An 18,097-nucleotide genomic window follows, 5' to 3' on the forward strand; every position below is an offset into this window, starting at 1 on the left:
CAGAGCGAGGAGGGTCGCCGCAATCCGGTCGGGATTTCTGTTCGCTGGAAGCGTCTGATAGCCACGCTCGCGATAGACGGTGTACTTCGCGAAGAGGCGAGCCTCTGCAACCAGTTCGTGTTCATCAGTCGATCGTTCATCAGGATTGGATGGATATTCATCCTGGGAGTGTCCTTGGATACTTCCGTTGTGGCCCACAGCAATTCGGTGCTCTACCTCATTGTTGTCGACTACACGGACACCTACCCACTTGGACTCCTCTTCGATTACGGTACCAATCATTTGTTCTCTCCCGGGTACTCTCCTGGTTCGTCTTCATCACTGCGCACATACTCAACTGCACCAGCCCACGCCTCAGCGAGCTGTTTGTATCCAACGTCGACCAGCAAGTCGTACACTTGACCTGCACTCGAGCTGCTGAGCGAGCGGATTGGTTCGGCTCCGACGCGCTTGATGACCGCCGCCGCCCCAACGTGTGCACCAGCGGCGACTTCCGTCTGACCCGTTGTTGCCCAAATTGGACCGCTCACACCGACGAGTGCCAACAGGTTTGCCGCTGCCCCGACGACCGTATCACTCTCCGCCCGGTCCTCGACCATGTCACGACCACTATCTCGAACCGCCTCTCGAGGGTCGAGGCGCTCGAGCAGTGCCCCGAGGGTACTGTCGTCGGCTGTCGTTCCGTCGAACTCCCCGTCTTCGAAGGCGTCGAGCGTCGACTGTTGTGGGCCGTCGTCACCGATCGACAAACGCTGCACGTGAACGTCCATCCCCAGGCGGTGGGCGACTACCGGTTCCTCCTCGAGTGCCTTCCTCGCCACCTCATCCGCTTCGCGCTCGAGTTCGGGATCGGGGTCGATCACCAGCGAACTCCCCTCCTGGGGCAGCATACTGATCTGACCGCCAGTCTGCTGTCGCACGTGAGCCAGCTCGTGCGCGAGCAGATATTTCCCTTCCGGACTCTCCGGATCGTACTCGCCACGGTTGAACACCACGTGATTCCCCGTCGTGAAGGCACGCGCCTCGAGCGACCGCCGTTGCTGTGAGATCGTGGACACTGGTCACGCACCGTTTGCAAAGGCAGGCAGGTCGTAGACGCCCTCGGGTGTGTGTTCTTCGTACCAGGTTCCGATGGTCGCGTTCGGATCGTGATAGCGGTCGTAGAAGTCGTAGTGTTCGTACCAGGTTGTGAACTCGTGGATACCGTGACCCTGCAGCCGAAACGCCATCGGTGGGGCGATGCCCATCCCGAGATAGCAATCACGAACCTGGCAGCACAGGACTCGAACCAACTGTGCACGAAACTCCTCGAGCGAGTCTGGATTGTAGGGTAAGAGATCGATTCGTGCATCTGGGTCACGCTCGAGCGAGGGCTGATCACCCCACTCGGTGTGGTAGACGCCCGCGAGGTCGTCCCAGTGGACGTGAACCCCGGAGACGGCTTCGATCCAGTCACTTGCAGGGCGCTCGAGAACGAGTTCGAGCGCTTCGTGTTCGCACACGCCACTGAGAATCGACTCCAGTGAGCGCTCGACCTCGCCACGCCGGGCTGCCTGTACGAACGCGGCAGCATCGGGATCGCTGACGGCGTTTGCGAGACTTGCCAGTGTCCCATCTGTGAATCCAAGATACACGTCCGTTCGGTAGGTGACGTGAGTCGGGCGTGCGCCGTCTGGGAGCGCAACGGGTGGTTCGGTGTCGCCGTAGTGGCTGGCGACCTGGAGGTAAAGATCTGTGAAGTGCTCTTCGATGGCGTCCTTCTCGAGTGCAGCGAGGACGAGCGCCACCGCAGCGATGCGGTGGGGGTTCTCGTTGAGCGAGAGGGTGTCGTAGCCACGTTCACGGTAGACCCAGTACTTCGCGAAGCGCCGGGCCTGATTGATCGGTTCGACTTCGTCGATCATCGAGCGCTTGGCAGGGTCATCCGGATAGCCATCCTGTTTGTGAGCCGTTATCTCCCCACTACGAGTTATATCCATCACGTGTTCTGAACCGTTATTATCTCGGAGATTGACTCCGATCAAATCGGGAGTCTCTCCAGTGATTACGGCTTTCATTTCACACTTGACCTCCCTGCCCGACTACTGGCTCAGTTCCTGTCTCGATGTTCCCGACCATCGAGGCGGCCCGCCTGGCAGTCTGTTCGACCCACTCTTCAGGTGGATCGATCTGTCGAAGCCTGGCTTGCAACTGCTGTGGTGCGAACTTCTGATCGACGTACTGATCCAGCATCGGACCAATGACGGGGAGGAGCGAAGTGAACCCCGCAGCGGCGACTTTGCTGTGATCGACATCGCCAAACTCGAGGTCGCCCGTGGCTTCCTCGACTTCCTCGAGGCCGACGTTGCCTTTGAGTACCTCGCGGCGACTCACTTCCGGCGTACGCTGGATCGAGACATCGAGCCCGAGACGGTGGGCGACGATCGGATCCTCTCCCTCGAGCGCCATCCTTGCTACTTCATCCGCCTCACGCTCGAGTTCGGGGTCGGGATCGATGACCAGTGAACTTCCCTCCTGGGGGAGCATACTAATGGCACCGCCAGTTTGCTGTCGCACGTGAGCCAACTCGTGCGCGAGCAGGTACTTCCCCTCCGCGCTCCCGGGGTCGTACTCCCCGCGGTTGAACACCACGTGGTTACCGGTGGTGAACGCACGCGCCTCGAGCGCGCTCGCCGCTTTCGCGGCCTCTGGCCCCGTGTGTAGCTGTACGTCCGAAAACGAGTCGCCCATGCGTGCTTCCATCTCCTCGCGGACGGGCCCCTCGAGCGGCGTTCCGTGCTGTCCTCCGATCACGGCTCTGGTCACTCGAGGGGGAAGTGCCCCTGAGGTGTGGTGGCTTCTTGCCAGTCGGTGATGGTGGCGTTGCGCTGGTGATACGGCTGGTACATCGAGTCGAGTTTCTGATAGCGGATGTAGTACTCGTACGTTCCGAAACCCTGGACGCGCATCTCTTCCGGTGGCGCAATACCCATCCCAATGTAACAGTCACGTGCCTGGCACGCCAGGTTGTGTACCAGCGCATCCCGGAACGAGTCGAGCGAGTCGGGAACGAACGGCCGAGACTCGAACCGGACCGTCGGATCGCGCTCGAGTGCTGGTTCGTCGTGCCTGGCGACGTGTTCGGTTGCACTCCAGTCGAGCCAGCGGATGTGGACGCCAGAGACGGCCACTACCGCCCGGTCGGCGACGCTCGCGGGGTCCACGTCGGTCACAGAGTCGGTAACTGGCTGGTAGACACCATCGCGCCACTCGAACTGCTCGAACTCTTCGAGTGCCGTTCCGAGGTAGAGATCCTTCTGATAGAAGAGGTAATCGCGTTCCTCGACTGCCGCTGGAATCTCGACCGCTGGCGCTGTGTGGCCACCGTGGCTGCGCAACTGCTGGTAGTAATCCCCGAAGTACGCCTCGATGCGCTCGAGCGAGAGTTGCCCGACGACCAGCGCCGCCGCCGTCAGGTTGTCGGGATGCTCGAGTGCTGGGAGTGTGTCGTAGCCGCGTTCGCGGTAGACGTGGTAGCGAGCGAACCGGCGGGCCTGCTCAACGTGTTCGTTTTCCTCGTCGGTACGCTCGGACGGATCGTCCGAGTAACCATTTTGTGAATGGCCTGTGATTCCACCCTCTTTTTTGACTGCAATTTTATGTTGAACATTGTTGTTGTCGATCACCCGAAGACCGACCCACTCGTCTGTTTCTTCAATAAACTCTGCCTTCATCATGCGTCACCGGGGTAATCCCCAGTCTCAGCTCCACCAAGCTCGAGTCGGTCGAGGACTGCTCCGGCGATGGCGTCGGTCCAGGAGGGTGGTGGTGGGTGTTCATCGAGGTCGTTGATCAGTTCCCTGGTACCGCCGAGTTGACTGTGTAACTCTTCAGACATGGCGTTTGCCTCGGCGATGCCGGGAATGCGTTGCTGTGCGAACTGCATGACACCTGCTTTCAGGACCGACGAGACGCTCACCTCGGGAATGTCCTCCTCGTCTGCATCGGTGATACCCCCACCAAACACGAACTCACGTCGGCCAATATCTGACGAGCGCTGGATGGCCACATCCATTCCCAGGCGGTGGGCGACGATCGGATCACCCTCGAGCGCCATCCTTGCTACTTCATCCGCCTCACGCTCGAGTTCGGGGTCGGGATCGATGACCAGTGAACTTCCCTCCTGGGGGAGCATACTAATGGCACCGCCAGTTTGCTGTCGCACGTGGGCCAACTCGTGCGCGAGCAGGTACTTCCCCTCCGCGCTCCCGGGGTCGTACTCCCCGCGGTTGAACACCACGTGGTTCCCGGTGGTGAACGCGCGTGCTTCGAGTGCACTCGCCGCCTTCGCGGCATCCGGCCCCGTGTGAAGCTGCACATCACTGAAGGAGTCGCCCATCCGCTGCTCCATTTCTTCACGAACGGATCCCTCGAGCGGCCGCCCCGGCTGGGAAATCACCCGCCGAACCACCTCTGGTGTGGCTGTCTCACCCGCGAGATCACTCTCCGCTTGCGCCTCGACCGACCGCATCGCGCTCTCGGTGTCGAGTTCGACACCCGCTTTCCAGGAGCTACGCACTCGAGCGACGCGGACCTGCTCGCCCGTCGGCGTGTTACACCCTTCGGGCAACTCACCGCGTTCGCCCCACCGTTGGACCTGCTCGAACCCGCGCGTCTGGATTAGCTGGTCGAGTTGGGCCGCCTGCTCGGGAGACGGTCGCAGTACGCTCGAGAGGTACTGGTGTGGGCGAGTTCCGCCCTGTGTCTGGACTTGCGCTCGAGCGCGCCGTGTTCGTTCGTTCTGCTCACTGTCGTCGTTCGACCGGCCACGCCGATCCCGGTCGAAACTCACACGTCACACCTCGTGTATCGTCGCATTGGTAATTATCGAAGCGTTACTGTTCGGTCCTCTTAGCTGTTGGTGTTCGGACACCACCGGTGGATACCTACCTCCTGATCCGGATCTCGTTGGCGGTAGGTCCGTCACCAACACGCATTTCCAGAAATTGGCCGTGGCGGCCGTGGTGAATCGTCACCCGGCGGTAATTCACTGTTCGATGGCATACGTGATGTTGTAGACGGCATACATCAGGACAATTTCACGGAACGCTCGATACCAAGAGTATGCCCGCACGGCCCTGTCGAGCGTGCGCTTGACCACCGAGAAGACGGTCTCAGACAGTGCTCACTAGCTGTAGAGCGCCTCACCGATGCTCGGTCAGTAGCTCACACTCTTCCCGGTGAAGCGGGGGGTTTTGGACGTGACCTATTCACCATTACCTGCTTCAACTCTCTCGTTCTGACGGTCCAACTCAACGCTATCTAGCGCTTCGCCAAAGCCGAAAACAGTGAAAACGAACGAATGGGGGCCGACAGGTGGTGGTTTCCGGTGCGGAGTGGGTCGGTGGTCGGCTGTGAGTGGTCTAGGTGACCGTCGTCACATCATGCCGCCCATGCCGCCGCCCATGCCGCCCATGCCGCCGGGACCGCCTGGGGGCATCTCCTCGTCCTCGCCGTCGGTCGAGAGGTCGCCCGCGGCGATGATGTCGTCGATCTTGAGCACGAGGTTCGCGGCCTCGGTGGCGGAGGTCACGGCCTGCTCTTTGGCGTGTGCGGGTTCGACGATGCCCGACTCGAAGGTGTCCTCGACGTCGCCGGTCCAGGCGTTGAGACCGGCGCGGATCTCGCCGTCGTCGTGGGCTGCACGGAGGTCGACGAGAATGTCGATGCTGTCGAGACCGGCGTTCTCGGCGAGCACGCGCGGGACGAGTTCGAGCGAGTCGGCGAACGCCTCGACGGCCAGCTGTTCGCGCCCGGAGACGGAGTCGGCGTAGTCGCGCAGGCGGCTGGCGAGTTCGACCTCGATCGCGCCGCCACCGGCGAGGACGCGGCCGTCGGCGACGGTCTGGGCGACGACGTCGAGGGCGTCGGTGACGCCGCGCTCGAGTTCGTCGACGACGTGTTCGGTCGAGCCACGGAGCAGGAGGGTGACGCCGTGGGAGTCGTCACCTTCGACGTAGAAGAGGTCGTCGTCGTCGTCGCGGGTGACCGAGCCCGAGCCGAGGTCGTCCTCGGTCGCGGCCTCGAGGTCGCCGACGACGGCGCCGTCGACGACTTCCGAGAGGAACTCGAGGTCGGACTTCTTGGTGCGGCGAACCGCGAGGATGCCCTCTTTGGCGAGGAAGTGCTGGGCGAGGTCGTCGATACCCTTCTGGCAGAAGACGACGTTCGCGCCGGTGTCGACGATGTGGTCGACCTTGTCACGGAGCTGTTTCTCCTCGCGGTCTAAGAACTGCTGGAGCTGATCGGGGTCGGTGATCGACACTTCGGTGTCGACGTCGGCCTCCTCGATCTCGATGGGGTCGTTGAGCAGGAGGATCGAGGCGTCCTCGACGTCGGTGGGCATGTTGTCGTGGACGGGGTCTTTGTCGACGATGCCGCCCTCGAGCAGTTCGGACTCGCCGACGGCGCGGCCGGACTGGGTCTCGATCTTGAGGAACTCGAGGTCGACGACGGAGTCGCCGTCGTCGGTTTCGACGGTGACCGCGCCGACGGCGTCGACGATGAGCTGGCTGAGGTGTTCTTTGTTCACTTCAGCGCCTTTGCCGGTCATCGAGGTCTCGGCGGTCTTTCGCAGGAGACCTTCGTCCTCGGTGTCGATCTCTTCGGCGATGTCGTCGATCTCTTCGCGAGCCTGCTCTGCGGCCATGTGGAAGCCCTTGATGATGGCCGTTGGGTGGATGTCCTGCTCGAGCAGTTCCTCGGCGTTCTTGAGGAGTTCACCCGTGACGGCGACGGCGGTCGTGGTGCCGTCTCCGGCCTCGTCTTCCTGGGTCTCGGCGACCTCGATGATCATCTCGGCCGTCGGGTTGTCGATGTCCATCTCTTTGAGGATGGTGACCCCGTCGTTGGTGATGGTGACCGACCCCATCGAGTCGACGAGCATCTTGTCCATCCCCTTGGGTCCGAGCGTGGAGCGAACGGCCTCCGCGACGGCGCGGGCGGCGCGGATGTTGTAGTCCTGCGCGTCGCGGTCTTTGACGCGCTGGGAGTCTTCGCTCATCACGATCATCGGCTGGCCCTGTTGCATTCGCTGGCTCATAGTCAGACGAATCTATGATTGTCCTTCTATATAAATCATACGAACCTCGTCCGTCTTCGGCCGGCTCCCGGAATCTACGCTCGCTCGCAAAACCATCGGACTGCACGCGGTTCCTCCTCGATTCGTGGGAACTACTGTCACTCTTGAGGGGGCCGTTACGGATGGGTCGATGCCAGCATATATATCACCCTGCCGAGAACGCAGCCAACGATGTCTGTCGTATAATTCTCCGATGGCTATTTCCATTAATATTGCCGACCGGCCGCAATCTTAATATCAAATCTTGATAGTTGTGAGGAGGGGGAGTGACGAGTCGTCTCGTGTGCATGAAGGCGTGTGATACTGGCCGGTGGCAGAAATGCGGCCGTCCCCGTCGGGAGTTTGCCGGTTCCGTTACAGACGTGTCTCTCGCTTTCGGCGCGGATTCCTCGCGCGCGAGCGGGCGTCCACAGGTACACACAATTATTCTCTTACTGATACTGCTCGTCGCCTTCTCGCTCCTCGGCGTCCCTGCGCTCGGTGAGAGCGGCGGCAACGAGACGGTCCTCACCGAGTGCCAGTTCATCAACGCCTCCGGGACGTACACGCTCGGAAACGACCTGCACGGCGGCGGTGCGGACTGTCTGGTCCTCAACGCCGACGACGTCGTCCTCGACGGACAGGGCTACGAGATCAGCGTCGACGACGCCTCGACGGCGATTTTACGCGAGGGCGACCGGACGAACGTCACCGCCCGAAACCTCTCGATCGACGGCGGCGACCGTTCGATCGATTTCGAACTCGTACAGGACGGACTGATCGACAACGTGACGATCACGAACGCGACCACCGGAATCAGGGTCCACGGCGACTCCGGTCGCTCGGCGACAGTCTCACTCGTCGACGTCGACGTTCGAGACGCAGACCGGGCGATCAGCATCAGCCAGTTCTCTGATGTTTCGGCGGACCGAGTCGCCGTTGGCGACCCGGCGGCCGGTGGTGCACTCCTCAGTTTCGACGCAACGCACGTCTCGCTCGAGGAGGTCGCCGACCCCGACGGTCCACCGACGGGTCTCGAACCGGTCGACAGCTACGTCGAGGTCATCCCGGAAGGGGACGGCTGGATCGACCTCGACGTCCACTACGACGAGTCGACCGCGGCGGAGTTCGACGAATCGACACTCTCCCTCTGGCAGGACGACGGCGGCGGATGGAGCGACCTCTCGGACTCGACGGTCGACACCGAGGAGCGGACCGTCTCGTCGTCCATCGATTCGATCGGCACCGTCGGCCTGTTCAGTGAGAAGTACACCATACTCGAGACGTGTCAGGCGATCACCGAATCGGGGGTGTACGTACTCGGCGACGACATCGACGCCGACGGCACGTGCATCTCGATTCAGGCCGACGACGTCGTCGTCGACGGGCAGGGCTACTCGATTCTGGACAGCACCGGGACTGGCATCGAAACGGAGTGGGGGCGAAGTAACGTGACGGTGAAACACGTCACCGTCGACGGTGGCGGTGACGGTCTCTTCTTCCCTGCCCTCGACGGCGGCGAGGTTCACGACGTGACGCTCACCGGGACTGCCAACCACGCGCTCCGCTTCCAGCAGACGTCGGACGTGACGGTCACCGACACCAGGCTGGTCGACAACGACGGGCGGGGAGTCGACAGCCAGCAATCAGTGGACAACACGTTCTCGAACGTCACGATCGAGGGCAACGGTGAATACGGCGTCCGGTCAGTGGATTCGACCGGCACCCGGTTCGAAAACGGGACGATCGCCGACAACGCCGACCGAGGCTACTTCAGCCAAAACAACGACCAGAGTACGCTCGTCGACACGGTCGTCCGTGACAACACCAACGGGGACGTCCACGTACAGGATGGAGCGTCCGTCACCGCCGAGCGAGTCTCCATCGGCGCGTCGACGAGTCCGGACACCACCCTCAGTTTCACCGGGGAGGAGTTCACGCTCACTGCCGTCGACGACCCCGCTCCTGCACCGACAGGTCTCGAATCGATCGGGAGATACTTCGACGTCACCGGCACCGGATTCCTCGAGGTCGACCTCCACTACGAGGCGGCGGATGCCGCGGACGTCAGCGAATCCACGCTCTCGCTGTGGAACTACGACGAGGGAGGCGGGGAGTGGACCGAGGTGTCGGGATCGTCCGTCGACGAAGCGAACCGGACAATCTCTGCCAGTCTCTCCTCGTTCAGCGACTTCGGTGCATTCGGGTCGGGCCCGGCTTACTTCGAGCTGTCGAGCCTCGAGACGGTCGCGCACGCCGACGACGGCGAGACGATCACCGTCGAGGCGACCGTCGAGAACACCGGCGGGGAGACGGCGACCCAGACCGTCGAGTACCGGTTCAACGGGACCGTCGAGAACACGACCTCGGTCGAACTCGACTCCGGCGACACCGAGACCGTCTCGTTCACCCACACACTCGACGCAGACCCCGGGACGTACACCCACGGCGTCCACAGCGACGACGACGAGGTGACCGCTTCGATCGACGTCTCGCCAATCCAGTACGACGACCAGTCGATCTCGCCACTCGCTCTCCCGTTCGGTGACACGATCAACGCGACGGCGACCGTCGAGAACGTCGGCGGGTCGGCCGTCCCCTACAACGCCTCGCTCGAGGTGAACGGAACGAGCGTCGCCTGGGCGAACGAGACGCTCGCGAGCGGGGAGACGACGACGGTCTCGTTCACGTACACCCTACGCAGCGTCGGCGACCACGCGGTCGCGATCGCCGACCTCGGGCCCGAAACGGTGACCGTCGAGAACGCCTGGAGCCAGACCGGCTACGACTTCGAACGGACGCGCCACGACCCGCTCGCGACGGTCCCCCAGGACCCGATCCGGGAGCGGTGGAATTTCACGACCGGCGACAACGCGCGCTCCTCACCGATGGTCGTCGACGGCGTCGTCTACGTCGGGAGTTACGACGGGAACGTCTACGCGATCGACGCCCACGACGGGGGCGAACTGTGGCGCTACGAGACGGACGACCGCGTCTACGGTGACCCGGCGGTCGCCGACGGTATCGTCTACGTCGGGAGCAGGGACAACTCGGTCTACGCCCTCGACGCCGACGACGGCAGCGAGGTGTGGAGCTACGAGACCGGCGACGACGTGCGCTCGTCGCCGCTGGTCGCCGACGGCGTCGTCTACGTCGGGAGCCAGGACGGACACCTCTACGCGCTCGCGGCCGACACCGGCGACGTGATCTGGGACCTCGAGACCGACGACGAAATCTACAGCGATCCGTCGCTCCACGACGACGTCCTCTACGTCGGGAGCAGGGATGGGACGCTGTACGCGCTCGAGGCGGCCACCGGCGAGGAGGTGTGGTCGGTCGACACCGGTGGCGACGTCCTCTCGGCACCAGTGGTCGCCGAGGGTCGCGTTCACGTCGTCAGTATGATCGAGGAGGAGGAAGAACACGTCCTCTCGGCTCACGACATCACCGACGGGACCGAGGCGTGGACGTTCGAGGTCTGGGAGTGGATGTGGGCCTCACCGGCGTACGCCGAGGGGCGACTCATCGTCTCCGTCGGCGAGGGCGGTGACCGGACGGTCGGGACCGTCGACGCCGAAACCGGCGAGCGAGACGAGGACTGGGAACTCGAGGCGGACGTGAACATGGAGACGCCAGCGGTCGCGGGCGACACACTCGTCTTCGGCGGTAACGACGGATACGTCCACGCCGTCGACGTCGAGACCGGCGACGAACGCTGGACCTACGAGATCGGCGACGGCTTCGACTCCTCGCCCACGGTCGCCGACGGCACCGTCTACATCGGCAGTCAGGACGGCCGCTACTACGCGCTCGAGGAGGGGACGACGTTCGCCGTCACCGTCACCGACACCCACGACCCCGTTTCCGAGGGCGAGGACCTCGACGTCGACGTCGAGGTCGAGAACCTCGGCAACGTCTCCGGCAGCGACACGATCACGCTCGCGGTCGACACGACGGGCGACGGGGTGGCCGACACGGACGTCGACGCCGTCTCCGTCACCGACCTCGAGGCGGACGCCACGGCTTCGGTCACGCTCACCTGGGCGACGGGACCGGGCGACGAGGGGACGGACATCGCACTCGAGGCTCGCTCGAGCGACGAGTTCGACACCACGACGGCGACCGTGACGCTGGCGTCGGGCTTGCGCTGGTCGAGCGCCGAGGAGTGGGCACTCGGAACGCACGAGCGGACCCTCAGCGACGATGTGGGAGACCGGGAGGCCGATACGGTCAGACTGGGCTACGACGCGCTGGCCGACGGACTCATCTCCTACTGGCCGTTCGACGAGGAGGGTGGCACCACGGCGTTCGATGCGGCCGGGAACAACGACGGCAGCCACGAGTACAGCCCGGCGCTCGGCGAGCCCGGGATTCTTGGAACGACGGCGTACGGGTTCGACGGCAACGCCTCGCACGTAGTCGTCGCCCACGACGACTCTCTCGAGATGAGCGCGGAGAACGCCGTTACCGTCTCGACGTGGGTCAAGCCGATCAACTTCAGCGACGAACCACGCCACCCGCTGGTCCAGAAGTCAGACGAATCGTACAACCTCCAGCTCCACGAAGACGACCGTCCGGCGTTCACGATCTACGATGGCGACACGTGGAGCAATGCAATCGCGGACGAGCCGCTCACCGAGGACACCTGGTATCTCATCACTGGGACGTACGACGGCTCGACGGCCCGAATCTACGTCGACGGTGTCGAGGAGGGATCGGTGAGCGTTTCGAACCTCGACCACAGCGGCGTCTCGGACCTCGGCATCGGGAAGAACCTCGAGCGGGACCACCGCCACTTCAACGCCAGCTTCGACGACGTTAGAATCTACGACCGACCGCTGAGCGGCACCGAGGTCGAATCCCTCTACCAGACAACCCGGAACGGCACCTACACCTCGGCGTGGCGAACCACCGACGACGGCAGTCCGCTCGATGTCTCACGCCTCGGCCTCGAGAACGTCTCGGCAGTCGTCGACGACTCGACGCACACCGTGACCGCGACCGTCGAATCCGACGTCACCGGCGACGGGCAGGTCGACGAGGTGAGCGACCCGGTCACCCTCGAGTCGGCGAGCGACTACGACCTCGAGGGACTCACCGAGAACAGCACCCGGTTCCGACTGCGCCTCGACCTCGAGACGACCGATCCGACGACGACGCCGGTCGTCTCACGCATCGACCTCACCGGCGACGCCTCCCAGGCGGCCTTCTTCGAGGTCTCCGAACTCGAGGCACCACCGTCGGTGGTCCAGAACGAGACGCTCTCGGTGAACGCGACCGTCGAGAACGTCGGCGACGAGACGGCCACCCAGACGATTTCCTACCAGTTCAACGAGACGACCGTCGACACCACCACGCTGACGCTCGATGGCAACGAGAGCCAGGTCGTCTCCTTTTCACATACAGCCGACGCCGAGACCGGCACCTACACGCACGGCATCTCCAGCCAGAACAGCAGTGCGAGCGCGCCGGTGCAGGTGCTCGAGCCAGCACACTTCGCGGTCGATATCGACGAGACGACCTCGCCAGTCGTCGAAAACGACACCCTGGTGGTGGACGCGACGGTCACCAACACCGGCGAGGTCGAAGACACACAGACGATTTCACTCGAGACGGACGGCCAACTCCGCGATTCGGAGTCACTCACGCTCGAGGATGGGGAGACGGAGACGGTCACACTCGAGTGGGAAACGGGCGAGAGTGACGCCGGAAATTACACAGCGCTCGTCTCGAGCGACGATGACAGCGACAGCGCACCAGTACAGGTGCTCGAGCCCGCGAATTTCGACATTTCGATAGCTGAGACGACCTCGCCAGTGGTCGCAAACGAGACGCTCCTCGTCAACGCGACGGTGACGAACACCGGCGAGGTCGAGGATACGCAGACGATTTCGCTCGAGACGGATGGCCAACCGCGCGATTCTGACTCGCTGACGCTCGCCGGTGGTGCGAGCGAGACCGTGACGCTCGCGTGGGCGACCGAGGAGGGCGAGGCCGGAAACTACACGGCGACCGTCTCGAGCGACGACGAGACTGACTCGACCGAGGTCCGGGTACTCGAGCCCGCGAATTTCGACGTTTCCATACTCGAGACGACCTCACCGGTGGTCGCAAACGAGACGCTCCTCGTCAACGCGACGGTCACGAACACCGGTGAGGTCGAAGACACACAGACGATTTCGCTCGAGACGGACGGGCAACTCCGCGATTCGGATTCACTCACGCTCGGGGAGGGGGAGACGGAGACGGTGACGCTCGAGTGGGCCACCGAAGCGGGTGACGCGGGCAACTACACAGCACTCGTCTCGAGTGCTGATGACGAGGACATGGCCGAGGTTCAGGTGCTCGAGCCCGCGAATTTCGACATTTCGATAGCCGAGACGACCTCGCCGGTGGTCGCGAACGAGACGCTGCTGGTGAACGCGACGGTGACGAACACTGGCGAAGTCGAGGATACGCAGACGGTTCTGCTCGAGACGGATGGCCAACCGCGCGATTCGGACTCGCTGACGCTCGCCGGTGGTGCGAGCGAGACCGTGACGCTCGCGTGGGCGACCGGCGAGGGCGACGCTGGCAACTACACCGCAGTCGTCTCGAGCGACGACGAGACTGACTCGGCCGCGGTGCAGGTGCTCGAGCCAGCACAGTTCGCGGTCTCCATCGACGAGACGAGTTCGCCGGTGGTCGCAAACGACACCCTGATCGTGAACGCGACGATCTCCAACACCGGTGAGGTTGAGGACACGCAGACGGTCGACCTCGATATTGGTGGGACCGACCGAGACTCGGAGTCGCTGACGCTCGCCGGTGGCGAGAACGAGACGATCACGCTCGAGTGGGAAACGGGCGAGGGCGACGCCGGAAATCACACAGCGCTCGTCTCGAGCGACGATGACACGGATTCGGCCGATATTCGGGTGCTCGAGCCAGCGTTCTTCGACGTCTCGCTCGATGAGACCAACTCGCCGGTGGTCGAGAACGAGACGCTGCTGGTGAACGCGACGATCACCAACACTGGCGAAGTCGAGGATACGCAGACGGTCGACCTCGATATTGGTGGAATCGATCGAGACTCGGAGCCACTCACGCTCGGTGGCGGGGAGAACGAGACGATCACGCTCGGGTGGACCACAGCGGAGAGCGACGTCGGCAATTACACGGCAACGGTCTCGAGTGCGGACGACGAAGACACTGCGAGTGTACAGGTACTCGAGCCAGCGTTCTTCGACATTTCCATAGCCGAGACGACCTCACCGGTGGTCGCAAACGAGACGCTCCTCGTCAACGCGACGGTCACCAACACCGGCGAGGTCGAGGATACGCAGACGGTTGTGCTCGAAATTGGTGGATCCGACCGAGACTCGGAGTCGCTGACGCTCGCCGGTGGCGAGAACGAGACGATCACGCTCGAGTGGGCCACGGAAGAGGGTGACGCCGGAAACTACACGGCGCTCGTCTCGAGCGACGATAACACGGGTTCGGCCGCAATTCAGGTACTCGAGCCAGCGTTCTTCGACATTTCGATAGTCGAGACGACCTCACCGGTGGTCGCAAACGAGACGCTGCTGGTGAACGCGACGGTGACGAACACCGGCGAGGTCGAGGATACGCAGACGATTACGCTCGAGACGGATGGCCAACTCCGCGATTCGGACTCGCTAACGCTCGCCGGTGGTGCGAGCGAGACGGTGACGCTCGAGTGGACGACCGAGGAAGGCGACGCCGGAAACTACACAGCGCTCGTCTCGAGCGACGACGAGACTGACTCGACCGAGGTCCGGGTACTCGAGCCAGCACAGTTCGTCGTCTCGATCGACGAGACCAACTCGCCGGTGGTCGAGAACGAGACGCTGCTGGTGAACGCGACGGTCACCAACACCGGCGAGGTCGAGGATACACAGCCGATCGAACTCGAGACGGACGGGCAGCCCCGCGATTCGGACTCGCTGACGCTCGCCGGTGGTGCGAGCGAGACGGTCACGCTCGCGTGGGCGACCGGCGAGGGTGACGCCGGCAACTACACCGCAGTCGTCTCGAGCGACGACGAGACAGACTCGGCCGCGGTGCAGGTGCTCGAGCCTGCGAACTTCACGGTCTCGCTCGCGGAGACCAACTCGCCGGTGACGGTCGGAGACACCCTGGTGGTGAACGCGACGGTCACGAACGAGGGCGAGGCTGAGGCGACCCGGAACGTCACGCTCGAGACGGACGGGACGGAGCGCGACTCGACGACCCTGACGCTCGCCGGTGGGGCGAACGAGACCGTCACGCTCGAGTGGGAGACGGTCGGCGGTGACGACGGCAACTACACGGCGACGGTCTCGAGCGGCGACGACAGCGACGACACGTCCGTCGAGGTACTCACTGCGCCGTACTTCGCGGTCTCGATCGACGGGACCGACGGTCCCGTCACCGAGGGGGATCCGCTCACGGTCGCGCTGACGGTCACCAACACCGGCGGTCTCGAGGACACGCAGAACCTGACGCTCGAGGTCGACGGCTCGGCCGTCGACGCGGAGACACGGACCCTCACAGCGGGCGGTTCGGCGGCGCTCAACCTGACGTGGAACACCTCGAGCGGCGACGCCGGAAACCACACCCTCATGGTCGCCAGCGCGAACGAGACGCAGTCGGCGAACGTGACGGTCGACGCCCCGCCCGCGTCGCCGCCGCCGTTCTCACCGCCGCCGCCGGAACCGACGCCGGAGACACCGGTTTCGGTCACGATCGACGAGGTGTCCGACCCCGTCACGGCCGGTTCGGACCTGACCGTGACGGCGGCCGTCGAGAACCTCCTCGAGACGGCCGAGACGGTCACGGTGACGTTCCTCGTCGACGGCTCGGCCGTCGACTCGCGCTCGCTCTCGCTCGAGCCGGGTGAGCGAGTGCGCTCGACGTTCACCGCCGCGACGACCGACGCCGACGTGGGAGAGCGGACCGTCACCGTCCGCGCCGGCGACGTCTCCGCCTCGCAGACGGTGACGGTCGAGACCGACGAACCCGCCCCCACACCGTCACCGACCCCGCCGTCCGACGACACGAACGAGACGGAGACCGACGATCCGCCCGAGGAACCGATCGAGGAGCCACCCGAAGAGCCGCCGACACCGATCGTCCCCCTCCTTCCCGAGTGGACCGGCGAGGCAATCGCGTACGAACCCTCGCCGCAGACCCAGCACGTCGGCGGGTTCGTCTGGCTCACGGCGCTCGTCTCCGCGCTCGGCTCCTGGGTCCTCGTCACCCGCGTCACGTTCGAGTCGAGAGTCCTCGCCGCGACGCTGTTTCTCACCGCCTTCCGGACCGCGACCGACGTCCTCCACGCGGCCGTCGACGGTCTCTGGGCGATCGACGCCCCGCTGGCTGGGTTCAACGTCGCCCTCGAACTGTACATCTCGTTGACGTTCCTCTGGTTCGCCGCGCTCTACGCGGACGAACACCGCCTGACCGACCAGCGTGCCAAGCGGGCGATGCTCGCCGTCGCTGCCATCGCGACGCTCGCCGTCGTGACCAACACCTACCACTCGCTGGTGTTCGTCGACTTCGTCCACGTCTCCTTCCCGTTCGCCCACGTCGGAGCCGAACTCGGACCCGTCGGCTGGCTCTTACTGGCGCTGAACGTCGGGCTCTTGCTCACCGGCGTCGCCCTCCTGTGCCGGACCTTCCTCGTCGGCGACCGGCGAACGCTTCGCCCCGTCGGCGTGATCGCCGTCGGCGTCACCCTCGCGCTCGTCCTCGTCGCCGCCAGCCTCCTCGAGCGTGGGCCGCTTCCCCAGTACGACTACACCGCCGCCGGTGTCGCTGCCTTCCTCGTGTTGACGACTGCGACCCTGCTCGGACACGGACTCCACCGGGTGAAAGACATCGCCCAGCGCTCGCTGCTCGAGGAACTCACCGACGCCATCGTCGTCCTCGACGACGCCCACGCCGTGATCGAGCACAACGCCGCTGCCGGCGAACTCCTCCCCGGAATCGAGACCGGTCGCCCGTTCGACGACCTCCTCGAGCAGTCGCTCTCCTGGCCGTCGATGGGTGAGACGACGACACTCGAGGTGACCGGCGCGGACCTCGACAGCGGCGCGGCGGCCGACGACCCGTTCGCACCCGACGGCGGCCAGTCGCCGCCGAGCGCCCAGCGTCACTACCTCGTGCAGGCGACTCCGGTCGGGACGGTCGATACGATCGGCTACACGGTGCGGTTCGCCGACGTCACCGACCTCAAACAGCAGGCGGCCGACCTCTCGCGACGAAACGAGCAACTCGACCGGTTCGCGAGTACGGTCACCCACGACCTGCGGAACCCGCTGACTGTCGCGACGGGCTACGTCGACCTCCTGATGGAGACGATGGGTCCCGACGCCGAGCGAGACACCGCCGACCGCGAGACGGTCGAAACGTCACTCGAGCACATCCAGTCCTCACTCGAGCGCATGCGACTGATCATCGACGACATCCTCGCGCTCGCGCGCAGCACCGAGTCGGTGACGGAACGCTACCCGCTGTCGTTCGCCGCCATCGTCCGCTCGGCCTGGGAGGGCGTCGACACCAACGGGGCGACGCTGACCGTCGAGGCGGAGGGGACGATCCAGGCCGACCGCGACCGCCTCCAGCGCCTCCTCGAGAACCTGTTCCGTAACGCCGTCGAACACGTCGGTCCCGACGTGTCGGTCGTCGTCGGACTCACCGAAGGGGGGTTCTACGTCGAAGACGACGGACCGGGCATTCCCGACGCCGAACGCGAAGCGATCTTCGAACACGGCTACTCCGGCCAGTCGAACGGAACCGGTCTCGGACTCGCCATCGTCGAACAGCTCGCGACCGCTCACGGGTGGACGGTCCGTCTCGACCCCGACGCCGACGGCTCCCGGTTCGTCTTCGTCGACTGTGAGACGACGCTCGAAGCGTAACCCTGGGCGTCGCCGGCTTCCAGTCCTCGTCTCGCCTCGGCCATCGAGACCGGCCGAGACCCGGAACCGGATTCATCCCGTACTATCGACGGGG

General features: G+C 64.3%; 8 protein-coding genes and 1 pseudogene. 1 reads left to right on the top strand and 8 read right to left on the bottom strand.

Going from position 1 to position 18,097, the window contains the following annotated elements:
* From N0B15_RS04740 to thsB, 8 genes and pseudogenes are all read right to left on the bottom strand, one after another.
* Positions 1 to 282 (bottom strand): DUF7958 family protein (locus N0B15_RS04740; protein WP_484549508.1); only part of this gene is annotated, 282 nt, incomplete at its 3' end.
* The gene (locus tag N0B15_RS18245; RefSeq protein ID WP_317618589.1) at positions 279 to 1,058 is read right to left on the bottom strand and encodes an eCIS core domain-containing protein; all 780 of its coding nucleotides are present in this window, start codon (positions 1,056 to 1,058) and stop codon (positions 279 to 281) included. The genes N0B15_RS04740 and N0B15_RS18245, both read right to left, overlap by 4 nt.
* A 3-nt stretch (positions 1,059 to 1,061) precedes the next feature.
* Positions 1,062 to 2,057, bottom strand: a complete 996-nt coding sequence (locus tag N0B15_RS04750; protein ID WP_464503032.1) for a DUF7958 family protein — start codon at positions 2,055 to 2,057, stop codon at positions 1,062 to 1,064.
* A gap of 1 nt (position 2,058) precedes the next feature.
* Positions 2,059 to 2,793, bottom strand: coding sequence for an eCIS core domain-containing protein (locus N0B15_RS18305; protein WP_425494210.1), 735 nt, complete (start codon positions 2,791 to 2,793; stop codon positions 2,059 to 2,061).
* Positions 2,794 to 2,801: 8 nt separating this feature from the next.
* A complete protein-coding gene (locus N0B15_RS04760; protein ID WP_263018341.1) occupies positions 2,802 to 3,716 on the bottom strand; it encodes a DUF7958 family protein in 915 nt (304 codons plus the stop codon).
* The gene (locus tag N0B15_RS04765; RefSeq protein WP_263018342.1) at positions 3,713 to 4,831 is read right to left on the bottom strand and encodes an eCIS core domain-containing protein; all 1,119 of its coding nucleotides are present in this window, start codon (positions 4,829 to 4,831) and stop codon (positions 3,713 to 3,715) included. The genes N0B15_RS04760 and N0B15_RS04765 overlap by 4 nt, the downstream gene beginning before the upstream one ends.
* A 195-nt stretch (positions 4,832 to 5,026) precedes the next feature.
* Positions 5,027 to 5,164, bottom strand: a pseudogene (locus N0B15_RS04770) (IS5/IS1182 family transposase); the annotation flags it as partial.
* Between the two features lie 252 nt (positions 5,165 to 5,416).
* Entirely contained in the window at positions 5,417 to 7,081 is a 1,665-nt protein-coding gene (thsB, locus tag N0B15_RS04775; RefSeq protein ID WP_263018343.1) for a thermosome subunit beta, read from the bottom strand.
* Between the two features lie 401 nt (positions 7,082 to 7,482).
* Here thsB and N0B15_RS04780 point away from each other — a divergent pair, with 401 nt between their 5' ends.
* Positions 7,483 to 18,003: a CARDB domain-containing protein gene (locus N0B15_RS04780; protein ID WP_263018344.1), complete on the top strand. Its 10,521-nt coding sequence runs from the start codon at positions 7,483 to 7,485 to the stop codon at positions 18,001 to 18,003.
* Positions 18,004 to 18,097: the final 94 nt, after the last annotated feature.

The sequence above is a fragment of the Natronobiforma cellulositropha genome (assembly GCF_025629245.1).
GTDB lineage: Archaea > Halobacteriota > Halobacteria > Halobacteriales > Natrialbaceae > Natronobiforma > Natronobiforma cellulositropha.

What these genes read in the sequence shown, in the direction of transcription:
- thsB (WP_263018343.1), bottom strand. Translation starts at nt 7,081, where the DNA reads ATGAGCCAGCGAATGCAACAGGGCCAGCCGATGATCGTGATGAGCGAA.
- N0B15_RS04760 (WP_263018341.1), bottom strand. Translation starts at nt 3,716, where the DNA reads ATGATGAAGGCAGAGTTTATTGAAGAAACAGACGAGTGGGTCGGTCTT.
- N0B15_RS04750 (WP_464503032.1), bottom strand. Translation starts at nt 2,057, where the DNA reads ATGAAAGCCGTAATCACTGGAGAGACTCCCGATTTGATCGGAGTCAAT.